The organism is Pseudomonas sp. UBA6310 (assembly GCF_002438225.1).
In the GTDB taxonomy this organism is placed as follows: domain Bacteria; phylum Pseudomonadota; class Gammaproteobacteria; order Pseudomonadales; family Pseudomonadaceae; genus Pseudomonas_O; species Pseudomonas_O kuykendallii.
In genome coordinates this window covers 1-12175 of the sequence record NZ_DJTK01000020.1, presented here as the reverse complement: position 1 = coordinate 12175, position 12175 = coordinate 1, and the positions used below count along the sequence as shown (strand labels likewise).

Below are 12175 nucleotides of genomic sequence, written 5' to 3'. Positions count from 1 at the left end.
TAGTTTCGGGTTTCGTTCCTCGGGCCACAAGGGGCGAACGCGGTCGGCATGTGTACGAGGCGCGGGCGGCGCTAGCGGCTGGACAGCTTGTCGCCGCGCTCGAAGCGCCAGGTGCGGATGATTTCCAGGCGATCGATGTCGGCCAGGTCACCGCTGAACGGCGCGAAGGGCGCCGCCAGCCGGACGATGCGCAGGGCGGCCTGGTCGAGCACCGACTGGCCGGAGGACTCCAGCACCTGCACTTCGTAGAGCGTGCCGTCACGGTTGATCGACACCAGCAGGCGCAGGCTGCCGTAGATGCGCTGGCGGCGTGCATCGTCCGGGTAGTTGAGGTTGCCGACCCGCTCGATCTTCTTGCGCCAGTCGTCCTTGTACCAGGCCCCCTTGTCGCGCATTGTCGAGGCGGCGTTGAGGCGATGGATCTTCGGCCGCTTGGCGTAGAGCTCGCGCTGGGTGGACAGCTCGGCCTCGAGGCTGGCGATCTCGCTGCTCAGCTGCGCGCTGTCGAACGCCGGCGCCTTCTGCGGCACCGGGTCGGGCTCCGGCTGGCGCTGTTCGCGCTTGGCCGGGGTCTTCTCGGCCTTCGGCTTGGTGGTCGCGACTGCCGCCTTGGGCGCCTCGGCGGGCGCCGGTGCGGCCTTGGGTGCGCTGGGCGGCGCGACCTTGTTGATCTGGGTGTCCTGGAACGGCGCCTGTTCGGTGGTCTTCGGCGTCGCCTTGTGGTCCAGCGAGCCGCTGCCCTGCTGGTTGTCCTGGGCGAGGAAGTCGGCCTCCTTGGGCTTGGTCTCGCTCTTGAAGGTCGACAGGGTGATTTCCAGCGTCTTGCTGATCTGCTCGGGTTCGGCGAGGGTGAAACTGACGCCGAGGATCAGCGCGATGTGCAGCACGGCGGCGATGAACAGCGTGAAGCCCAGCCGGTCCGCCGGGCGAACAGCGGTGCGTTGGAGGGCGGGCGGTAGGCTGGCTGCGTTCATCGGGGCGTCGGCGGATCGCGGTAGCCGCGCAGTCTGAACAGGCGTCGCGGAAATGTCCACGCGGCCGGCGCCGCGGTCCCTTCCGCGACCCTTGCCGCGCCGTGTGGAGGGCACGAGCGGTTGCCGCCTCAGTCGCGGCCGAGCTTGGCGGCGATCGACTGCATCAGGCGCTCGCCGATGCGGGTGTCGTAGGCCTTGTCGATTTCGCGGATGCAGGTCGGGCTGGTGACGTTGATCTCGGTGAGGAAATCGCCGATCACGTCGAGGCCGACGAACAGCAGGCCGCGCTCGCGCAGGAACGGACCGACCTGGGCCGCGATCCAGCGGTCGCGTTCGCTCAGCGGCCGCGCCTCGCCACGCCCGCCGGCGGCGAGGTTGCCGCGCGTCTCGCCAGCGGCCGGGATGCGCGCCAGGCAGTACTCCACCGGCTCGCCGTCGATCATCAGGATGCGCTTGTCGCCTTCCTTGATCGCCGGGATATAGCGCTGCGCCATGATCTGCCGGGTGCCGAGCAGGGTCAGGGTCTCGAGGATCACCGACAGGTTCGGGTCGCCCTCGCGGTGGCGGAAAATCGAAGCGCCGCCCATTTCGTCGAGCGGTTTGAGAATGACGTCACCGTGCTCGGCGATGAACTCGCGCAGAATGTCGGCCCTTCGGGCGACCAGGGTCGGCGGCGTGCACTGCGGAAACTGCGTGGCGAAGAGCTTCTCGTTGCAGTCGCGCAGGCTTTGCGGACGGTTGACCACCAGGGCGCCGGTCTTTTCGGCCTGCTCCAGCAGGTAGGTGGCATAGATGTACTCGCTGTTGAACGGCGGATCCTTGCGCATCAGGATCACGTCCAGCTCGCCCAGCGGCATGTCGACGTCGGCCTCCAGCTCGAACCAGTGCTCGGGGTCGTTGAACACCTTCAGCGGGCGGACGCGGGCGCGGGCCTGTTCGCTGCGCTGATAGAGGTCCTGCGGCTCCATATAGAAGAGCGACCAGCCGCGCGCCTGGGCGGCCAGCAGCATGGCCAGCGAACTGTCCTTCTTGAAGGAAATTCGCGCGATGGGGTCCATGACAATCCCGAGGCGAACGCTCATGTGGGGGTATCCTCCGCGGTGGCAAAGAGGCGGCAACGAGGGGCCGCGAGGCTGGATCGTGAGGCGCCAAGGGTGGCGCTGCAACCCGCCCCGGTCAAGGAAAAACCTTGCGCGTCCGGGGCTTATAGATTGCATGTGGAGAGTGTGCTAAAACAGCTCGGCGATCGGGTCGCAACCCGTCATCGGCACGGGTCTGGTGTACCGGAATAGCAATGCAACGACTCACCGAGGCGATGGTAGGGCAGACATGGAACAGCATTCCGACGGTTTGAAGGTGATGGTGATCGACGACTCGAAAACGATTCGTCGCACTGCGGAAACCCTGCTCAAGAAAGTGGGTTGCGACGTGATAACCGCGGTGGACGGTTTCGATGCGCTGGCCAAGATTGCCGACAGCCATCCCAGCATCATCTTCGTCGACATCATGATGCCTCGGCTCGACGGCTATCAGACCTGTGCGCTGATCAAGAACAACAGTGCCTTCAAATCCACACCTGTGATCATGCTGTCGTCCAAGGACGGCCTGTTCGACAAGGCCAAGGGCCGCATAGTCGGCTCGGACCAGTACCTGACCAAGCCTTTCAGCAAAGAAGAACTGCTCGGCGCGATAAAGGCTCACGTACCGGACTTCACTCCGGTGGAACACGCTTCCTGACGTCGGCCACTGGGTCGGCGACGCTATTTTCGTATGGGGACACCATGGCTCGAATTCTGATTGTTGATGACTCTCCTACCGAGATGTACAAGCTCACCGCCATGCTGGAAAAGCACGGCCATGAGGTCCTGAAGGCCGAGAATGGCGCGGACGGCGTGGCCCTGGCGCGCCAGGAGAAGCCGGACGTGGTGCTGATGGACATCGTCATGCCTGGCCTCAACGGCTTCCAGGCGACCCGCCAGCTGTCCAAGGATGCCGACACCAGTCACATCCCGGTGATCATCGTCACCACCAAGGACCAGGAAACCGACAAGGTCTGGGGCAAGCGCCAGGGCGCGCGCGATTACCTGACCAAGCCGATCGAAGAAGACACCCTGGTCAAGACCATCGAAAGCGTACTGGCCGGCTGACGCCGGCCCCTTCCCTCAGCAGCTGACAAGGTCAGGCCGGCATGGCGGACGCGCGCGCTCCCTTTGAGCTCCTTCTCGAGATCGATCAGCGCTGTCGCGCGCTGGCCGTGGGCCTGCCTTCGCAGCAGGAAGCCGTACAAAGCTGGGGCGGCATCGGTTTTCGCATGGGCGAGCAGCATTTCGTGGCGCCGATGGGGGAGATCGGCGAGGTGCTGCACGAGCCCCGGCACACCCTGTTGCCCGGTGTGAAACCCTGGGTGAAAGGAGTGGCCAACGTGCGTGGACGGCTGTTGCCGATCATGGACCTCTGCGGGTTTCTCGGCAGCGAGCTGTCACCCCTGCGCAAGCAGCGGCGGGTGCTGGTGGTGGAGCATCAGGACGTGTTCGCCGGGCTGATCGTCGACGAAGTCTTCGGCATGCAGCATTTTTCGGTGGATACCTTTGACGAGCGCCTGCCCGGGGTGGGCGAGGCAGTGCGACCCTTCATCCATGGCGTGTTCCAGCGCGAGCGTGAATGGCTGGTATTCAGCCCCCATGCGCTGGCGCGCCATCCGGGTTTTCTCGACGTCTCGATGTGACAGTTTTTGGTGGGCCGGCGCTGCCGGCTCTTTTGATGTGTATGGGAATCTAGATCGGCGGTAGGTCCAGGCGGGGGCCAGTTATGAGCAAACAGAGCGGTAATCTTCTCGCGGGTATGCGCAGCAGCAAGCTGATCGGCGGCCTCTTCATAGTCCTGATCGTCTCCATCGTGCTGCTGTTCGCCAACTTCGCCTACCTCAGCACGCAGACCAACAACGACACCGAGTACCTCGGCCATGCCGGCGAGCTGCGCGTGCTGTCCCAGCGGATCGCCAAGAACGCCACCGAAGCGGCGGCGGGTACCGTCGAAGCCTTCGCCCTGCTGAAGGACGCGCGCAACGACTTCGAGAGGCGCTGGGGCTACCTGCGTGATGGCGACGGCGCCGGGCTTCCGGGGGCGCCGCCCGCCGTGCAGGCGCAGATGGCCGCTGTGCAGCAGGACTGGGACAGCCTGCGGCAGAACTCCGACGCGATCATCGCTTCCGAACAGACCGTTCTTTCGCTGCATCAGGTGGCGGCGACCCTCGCCGAGACCATCCCGCAGCTGCAGGTCGAGTATGAGGAAGTCGTCGATATCCTGCTCAAGAGCGGCGCGCCCGCGGCCCAGGTCTCGGTGGCGCAGCGGCAGTCGCTGCTGGCTGAACGTATCCTCGGTTCGGTGAACAAGGTGCTCGCCGGCGACGCCGATTCGGTGCAGGCCGCCGACATGTTCGGTCGCGATGCCAACCTGTTCGGTCGGGTGCACACGGCGATGCTCGAAGGCAACCCGTCGATGAACATCGCCAAGGTCAGCGATGCCGCGGCGCGGGAGCGCCTGGCGGAGATTTCCGAGCTGTTCGAGTTCGTCTCCGGCTCGGTGGACGAGATTCTCGAAACCTCGCCGGAACTGTTCCAGGTCCGCGAATCCGCCAATACCATCTTCACCGTATCGCAGACCCTGCTGGAAAAAGCCTCGGCGCTGACCGACGGCTTCAACTCCCTGGCCGAAGGCCGCTCCGTCAATACCCTCGCCGGCTACCTGCTGGGCGCGCTGGTGCTGGGCGCGATCATCCTCATCGGTTTGGTGATGGTGCAAGACACCCGCCGCACGCTGGCCGAAACCGCCGAGAAGAACGACCGCAACCAGGCGGCGATCTTGCGCCTGCTCGACGAGATCGCCGACCTCGCCGACGGTGACCTGACGGTGACCGCGACGGTGACCGAGGACTTCACCGGCGCCATCGCCGACTCGATCAACTACTCCATCGACCAGCTCCGCGACCTGGTCGAAACGATCAACCTGACCGCCGTCCAGGTGGCCGCGGCCGCCCAGGAAACCCAGGCCACGGCGATGCACTTGGCCGAGGCGTCGGAGCACCAGGCGCAGGAAATCGCCGGGGCCTCCGCGGCGATCAACGAGATGGCGGTGTCCATCGACCAGGTATCGGCGAACGCCTCCGAGTCCACCGCGGTGGCAGAGCGCTCCGTGGCGATCGCCAACAAGGGCAACGAGGTGGTGCACAACACCATCACCGGGATGGATAACATCCGCGAGCAGATCCAGGACACCTCGAAGCGGATCAAGCGCCTCGGTGAATCGTCCCAGGAGATCGGCGACATCGTCAGCCTGATCAACGACATTGCCGACCAGACCAACATCCTTGCCCTCAACGCCGCGATCCAGGCCTCCATGGCCGGCGACGCGGGCCGCGGCTTCGCCGTGGTGGCGGACGAAGTACAGCGCCTCGCGGAACGCTCCTCGGGCGCGACCAAACAGATCGAGGCGCTGGTGAAGACGATTCAGACCGACACCAACGAGGCGGTCATCTCGATGGAGCAGACCACCTCCGAAGTGGTCCGCGGCGCCCGCCTGGCGCAGGACGCCGGGGTCGCCCTGGAAGAGATCGAGAAGGTATCCAAGACCCTCGCGGCGCTGATCCAGAACATTTCCAACGCCGCCCGTCAGCAGGCTTCGTCGGCTGGCCACATTTCCAACACCATGAACGTGATCCAGGAGATCACCTCGCAGACCTCCGCCGGTACCACCGCCACCGCACGCAGCATCGGAAACCTGGCGAAGATGGCCAGCGAGATGCGTCGGTCGGTGTCCGGCTTCACCCTGCCGGAAGCAGCGGAGCAGGCCTGAGTGGGGCAGCGTCGACCGCCCGCCTGGGTGGCCGACGGAGGCGAAGGTCCATGAGTGAGGGGCAGGGTATGCAGCCAAGTGGCGTCTGGGCCTTGAAACCCCTGGCGGAGATGTCGGCAGCGGAATTCCATGATTGGCGAACGCTGCTGGAAACGCGCACCGGCCTGGTGATCAACGAAGGGCGGCAGGTGTTCCTGCAGACCAATCTGAGCGCACGCATGCGCGAACTCGGTATCGATGATTACACCAGCTACTACCGGCAGGTTGTCGAAGGCCCGCGCGGGGCGGTGGAGTGGTCGAAGCTGCTGGATCATCTGACGATTCAGGAAACCCGCTTCTTCCGCCATCGGCCGTCGTTCGATCTGCTCGACCGCTATCTGCGCGAGCGGCTCGAGCGGCAGGGCATGCCGTCGGCCTGGTCGCTGTGGAGCGTGGGTTGTTCGACGGGCGAGGAGCCGTATTCACTGGCGATCGCCGCCGCCGAGGTGCTGCACGACAGCCCGTGGCCCGAGCATTTTGGCGTGACCGGCACCGATATCAGCCTCAGCGCCCTGAGCAGGGCGCGCGAGGCCCACTACGACCTGCGCCGGCTCGAGCCGATGGGCGACGAGCGTCGCGAGCGCTACTTCGACCGTCGGGGCGACGGACGCTACGAGATTTCCGCCGAACTGGCGGCTCGCGTCTGTTGCGCACGGCTCAATGTGCTGGAATTGTCCAAGGCGCCGATGTCCGGCATGGACGTCATTTTCTGTCAGAACCTGCTGATCTATTTCCGCCGCTGGCGCCGCCGCGAAATCCTCAACCGGCTGGCCGAGCGTCTCGCGCCGGGTGGCCTGCTGGTGGTCGGGGTCGGTGAGATGGCGGGTTGGCAGCATCCGGACCTGGTGCCTGTGGCCGACGAGCAGGTTCTGGCTTTTACCCGTAGGGGTAACACACGCGTATGACTGGAGTGGCTATGGGTGATCGGCACGATTATGTCGCCCTGGAGTGGGTCAAGGGCGAAATCGCCGAAACGCTGAAGCAGGCGCGTCAGGCGCTGGAGGCGTTCGTCGAGAATCCGCAGGATTCCACGCGCATGAGTTTCTGCCTGACCTATGTGCATCAGGTGCAGGGCACCCTGCAGATGGTCGAGTTCTACGGCGCGGCGCTCCTTGCCGAGGAAATGGAACGTTTGGCCCAGGCCCTGATGGAAGGCCGGGTGAACAACCAGCGCGAGGCGCTGGAAGTGCTGATGCAGGCGATCCTGCAGCTGCCGACCTATCTGGAGCGGGTGCAGAGCGCGCGGCGCGACCTGCCGATGGTGGTGTTGCCGCTGCTCAACGACCTGCGCGCGGCCCGCGGCGAAAACCTGCTGTCGGAAACCAGCCTGTTCTCGCCCGACCTCTCGGCGGCCCTGCCGGCCGTCTCGCCGGATGCCCTCGAGCGCCTGCACAACGCCGAGTTGTTGCCGCTGCTGCGCAAGCTGCGGCAGATGCAGCAGGTGGCGCTGGTCGGCGTGCTGCGCAACCAGGACCTGCCGACCAACCTCGGCTACATGGCGCGGGTGTTCGCGCGCCTCGAAGGGTTGTGCCAGGGCGCTCCGCTCGGCCCGCTCTGGCAGATTTCCTCGGGCCTGGTCGAAGGCCTGTCCAACGGGGGCGTGGCCAACGGCACCTCGGTCCGTGGCTTGCTGCGTCAGGTCGACAAGGAACTCAAGCGGCTGGTCGAGCAGGGCGCCGATGGCATCAACCAGGCGGCCTCCGACGAGCTGACCAAGAACCTGCTCTTCTATATCGCCAAGGCGCCGGTCCAGTCGCCGCGCATCCGCGCGCTGAAGGAGCACTACCGTCTCGACGACGCGCTGCCGGACAGCGAGCTGGTCGACGAAGAGCGCGCGCGCCTGGCCGGTCCCGACCGCGACGCGATGCGCTCCGTGGTCGCCGCCCTGTGCGAGGAGCTGGTGCGGGTCAAGGACAGCCTCGACCTGTTCGTCCGCAGCGACCGCACCGGCGTCGCCGAACTCGATGGCCTGAGGGCTCCGCTGAAACAGATCGCCGACACCCTGGCGATGCTCGGCTTCGGCCAGCCGCGCAAGGTCATCCTCGATCAGCTCGACGTCGTCCATCAGTTGTCCATGGGCAACGGCGAGCCTACCGACGCGGCGCTGATGGATATCGCCGGCGCGCTGCTCTACGTCGAAGCGACGCTGGCCGGAATGGTCGGGCAGAGCGATGACGGCGCGGGCGAGGAAAGTCACCTGCCGACCACCGACGTCGCGCAGATTCACCAGTTGGTCATCAAGGAAGCGCGTACCGGCCTGGAGCAGGCGAAGGATGCGATCATCGAGTTCATCGCTTCGCAATGGAACCACGAGCATCTGGCCCGCGTGCCGGAACTGCTCACCCAGGTGCGCGGCGGGCTGGCGATGATCCCGCTGGAACGCGCCGCCGAACTGCTACGCGCCTGCAACCGCTATATCGAGGAACAACTGCTGGCGCGCAAGGCGGTGCCCAACTGGCAGAGCCTGGACACCCTGGCCGACGCCATCACCAGCGTCGAGTACTACCTCGAGCGCCTGTCCGAAGATCACGCCGCCCAGGGCGACATGATCCTCGACGTCGCCGAGGAGAGCCTCGGTAACCTCGGTTATGCGCTGGTCCGCAAGCCGATTCTCCCGCTCCCGGAGACTGCCGAGGAGTCTCCGGCGGCGCTGGACGATCCGCTTGATGAAATCGAGGTCATCGCCGACGAGGCCGATCATCCCCTCGACGACGAACTGCTCCCCGCAGCGGAGCCTGACGCACCGCTGCTGGTCCCCGTCCCGCTCGACGAGGTCTCCGAACCGATCGACGTGCTGCCGCTCGAGCCGGGCGAGTCGCTTGACGAAGTGCAACCGCACGCCGCCCTTGCTGAGGCGCCAGGCGTGCTGCCGACTGACGTCGAGTCCGAGTCCGAGTCCGAGTCCGAGTCTGAGTCCGAGTCCGAGTCCGAGTCCGAGCTGAGCGCCCTGAGCGATCCGCTGCAGGAAATGGAACTGCTCGCTGCCGAAGCCGAAGAGCTGGTCGAGGACGAACTCGAACCCGCGCCGTCGGCCGAGGAGAGCGCTCCGATACTTGCCCATGTCGACGAAGAGGCCGAGCCATCGCCCGTCGATGCCGCTGTGCAATCGCCGACGTCGGCCCTCGCTCCTGAACCCGAGCAGGTGACGCCCGCCGACACGGATCACTGGGACCTGGGCGAGCCGCTGCCCGAGCCCGCCGCCGAACTCGATTCGCCGATCGATTCGCTGTCCGCGCAGGACGCGCAGATCGAGCCTCTCGCCGCGCCGCCGACCCTGACCGAGGTGCAGAGCGCTGACCTGCCGCTCGCTGACGCCGATCACTGGGACCTTGGCGAGCCGTTGCCCGGTGGCGACGGACCCGCCGGCGAGCTCGATGCGGTGCCGGATGCGCCCGCGCCTCAGGCCGACGCCGAAGCCTTCGAGCTGCCGCCGCTCGACCTTGCCGCCGAACCCGCCGCGCCGGAGCTGCACGCTGAAAATTGGGATCTCGGCGAACCCGTGGCCGCTGAGCCCGCCGTCGTCGACTTCAGCCTCGACCTGCCGCTCGATGAGCTGCCCCCGGTCACCGGCGCTCAGGACGAGGTGAGCCTGGAGCTGCTACCGGACGAACCGGCCACGCTGCCGGGCCTGGACGACAGCTGGGACCTTGGCGAGCTTGCGCCCGAAGAGCCCGTCGCCGACTTCGGCCTGGACCTGCCGCTCGACGAGCTGCCCCCGGTCATCGGTGCGCAGGACGACATCACGCTGGAGCTGCCGGAGCTGAGTTTCGAGTCGTTGGATGAGGGCGGTCTGAGTTTCGACGAACGCGACATCGCCGCGCTGGAACTGCCCGAGGTCGAGCTGCCGGGCCTGTCCGAGGCACACCCCGAGGTCACCGAGCCGCAGGTCGAGGACAAGCCGCTGTCGATGGCCGACGTCATGGCCGCGCCGAGCCAGGCAATAAACCCGCCGGCGCGCGAAGTGCCGCCGAGTCTGCTGCCGCCGCCCGCCGACGAAGAACCGATGGACGAGGAACTGCTGGAAGTCTTCATCGAAGAGGCCGGCGAAGTCATGGAAACCATCGCCGAGTACCTGCCGAAGTGGCAGGCCGACCTCGCCGACAAGGCGGCGCTTACCGAACTGCGCCGCGCCTTCCACACGCTCAAGGGCAGTGGCCGGATGGTTCGTGCGCTGGTCATCGGCGAACTCGCATGGTCGATCGAGAACCTGCTCAACCGCGTGCTGGACAGGAGCATCGAGCCTGATGAGCCGGTGCAGCAGGTGATCCTCGGCGTGGTCGCGCTGATGCCCGAGCTGGTCGAGGAGTTCGCCGCCAGGGCGCAGCGCCAGCGCGACGACGTCGATCAGCTCGCGGCCATCGCCCACGCACTGGCGAGGGGGCAGACACCACCGCGTTTTAGTGACGGCCCGGACAGCGTCGCCACGTCCGCGGCCGTAACCACGGCGGCAACTTCGCAGGATGCCACTGAAGAAGCCGAGGAAGGCCTGGACCCGCAGTTGCTGGAGATCTTCCGCAACGAGGCGGACGCTCATCTGGATACCCTGAGGAAGTTTCTCGCCGCCTGCGCGGAGGAACTCCCGCGGCCGGTCAACGACGAACTGCAACGCGCGCTGCATACCCTCAAGGGCAGCTCGCACATGGCCGGCATCCTGCCGATGGCGGAAATCGCCGCGCCGCTGGAGCGCATGGTCAAGGAGCTCAAGGCCAACCTGATTGCCCTGGATCTGGCCGAGACCGAACTGCTGCGTGACGCCGAGGCGCTGTTCCGCGAGGGGCTGGCGCAGCTGGAGACGCATCCGTTCCGCCCGATCGAGGGCGCCGATGCGCTCATCGCCCGCGTGCAGAAGCTCCTGAGCGAACGCCTGGAGGCTGCGCAGAGCGCGCGTAGCGGCGAGTCGGGCAGCGCCCGCGATCCGCAGATGATCGCGCTGTTCCTCGCCGAAGGCATGGACATCCTGCTGGACGCCTCCGACCTGCTCGATCGCTGGCACGAACACCCCGCCGAACGCCAGGAGCTGGGCGCGCTGCGCGAGGAACTGAGCACGCTCGGGCGCGGCGCGCGGATGGCCGAGCTGCCGCAGATCGACGAGCTGTGCCAGGCGCTGCTGGACACCTACAGCGCGGTGCAGGACGGCCGCCGCACGGTCAGCCCGGCGTTCTTCCGGGAAGTCGACCTGTCCCACGAGGCGCTCGTCGGAATGATGGATCAGGTCGCCGCCGGCCAGCAGGTAACCGCTCAGCCGGAGCGCGTGCAAGCGTTGCGCGCCCTGCTCGATGAGGTCGAGCAGGTTCCTGGCGAACTGCCGTCCGCGCTCGTGGAACAGGGCGAGGAGGCCGCCGCGCAGGATGCGCAGGGCTGGGGCGAGCCCGACGGCGAGACGGTTGCCGAGGCGGCGGTCGAGCAGCGCATGAGTCACGACCTGCCGGCCGTGCAGGCGCGCGTCAGCTCGCTGGACGAGGAAATGGTCGACATCTTCCTCGAGGAAGCCGTGGATATCCTCGACAGCTCGGGCCAGGCCCTGCAGCGCTGGGTCAACGACCCGGAAAACCATCTGGTGCTGTCATCCCTGCATCGCGACCTGCACACCCTGCGCGGTGGCGCGCAGATGGCCGAGATCAATCCGATCGGCGAACTCGCCCATGAACTCGAAAGCCTCTACGAGGGGCTGCTCGACCGCCGTTACGGGGTCAGCGCCGAGCTGGTCGCACTGTTGCGCCGCAGCCACGACTGCCTGGCCATCCTGCTCGACCAGTTGAAGGCGAACCAGCCGCTGGCGGCGGCCGATACCCTGATCAGCATCGTCCGCGATTTCCGCTCCAGCGGCGCGGCGATGGCCCACGCGCATCAGCTTCCGCCATCGGAAGTGTCGTCGGAGCCGGCCGAGGATGCCGCGCACAGCGTCGAGCCCGAAGCGGACACCGACGCGCCGCTGGTCTTCGAGGCGGCGCCGGAGGACACCCCGGCGTCCGCGCCGACCCCGAAGCCGGTGGTGGTCGAGGACGAACGCGACTACGAACTGGTGGACATCTTCCTCGAGGAAGGTTTCGACATCATCGACAGCGCCGGCGCCGCCTTGCAGCGCTGGATGGGCGATGTCGACAACAGTGTCGATCTGGAGGCCCTGCAGCGCGACCTGCACACCCTCAAGGGCGGCGCGCGGATGGCCGAGATCCGCGAGATCGGTGACCTCGCGCACGAGCTGGAATTTCTCTACGAAGGCCTTTGCGGCGGGCGCCTGCGTGCCAGTCAGCCGCTGTTCGGGCTGCTCCAGGCCTGCCACGACCGTCTTGCCGACATGCTCGAAGCGG

Annotated in this window: 8 protein-coding genes; 6 read left to right on the top strand and 2 right to left on the bottom strand. The window is 66.6% G+C overall.

Going from position 1 to position 12175, the window contains the following annotated elements; genetic code table 11:
- Positions 1 to 71: 71 nt before the first annotated feature.
- Positions 72 to 974, bottom strand: a complete 903-nt coding sequence (locus tag B3E91_RS03695; RefSeq protein WP_287028439.1) for an energy transducer TonB — start codon at positions 972 to 974, stop codon at positions 72 to 74.
- Between the two features lie 128 nt (positions 975 to 1102).
- Positions 1103 to 2056, bottom strand: a complete 954-nt coding sequence (gene gshB, locus B3E91_RS03690) for a glutathione synthase (protein ID WP_287028438.1) — start codon at positions 2054 to 2056, stop codon at positions 1103 to 1105.
- 247 nt (positions 2057 to 2303) lie between these two features.
- Here gshB and pilG point away from each other — a divergent pair, with 247 nt between their 5' ends.
- The 6 genes from pilG to B3E91_RS03660 all read left to right on the top strand — a co-directional run.
- Complete coding sequence (pilG, locus tag B3E91_RS03685) at positions 2304 to 2711, top strand: twitching motility response regulator PilG (protein ID WP_090224895.1); 408 nt, start codon at positions 2304 to 2306, stop codon at positions 2709 to 2711.
- A 44-nt stretch (positions 2712 to 2755) separates the two neighbouring features.
- Entirely contained in the window at positions 2756 to 3121 is a 366-nt protein-coding gene (pilH, locus tag B3E91_RS03680; RefSeq protein ID WP_090224896.1) for a twitching motility response regulator PilH, read from the top strand.
- A gap of 41 nt (positions 3122 to 3162) precedes the next feature.
- Positions 3163 to 3699: a chemotaxis protein CheW gene (locus B3E91_RS03675; protein ID WP_090224898.1), complete on the top strand. Its 537-nt coding sequence runs from the start codon at positions 3163 to 3165 to the stop codon at positions 3697 to 3699.
- A gap of 83 nt (positions 3700 to 3782) precedes the next feature.
- Positions 3783 to 5825, top strand: coding sequence for a methyl-accepting chemotaxis protein (locus B3E91_RS03670; protein ID WP_090224900.1), 2043 nt, complete (start codon positions 3783 to 3785; stop codon positions 5823 to 5825).
- Positions 5826 to 5893: 68 nt separating this feature from the next.
- Positions 5894 to 6769, top strand: coding sequence for a protein-glutamate O-methyltransferase (locus B3E91_RS03665; RefSeq protein ID WP_287028464.1), 876 nt, complete (start codon positions 5894 to 5896; stop codon positions 6767 to 6769).
- A gap of 11 nt (positions 6770 to 6780) precedes the next feature.
- A partial coding sequence (locus tag B3E91_RS03660; RefSeq protein ID WP_287028437.1) for an Hpt domain-containing protein occupies positions 6781 to 12175 on the top strand: 5395 nt, incomplete at its 3' end.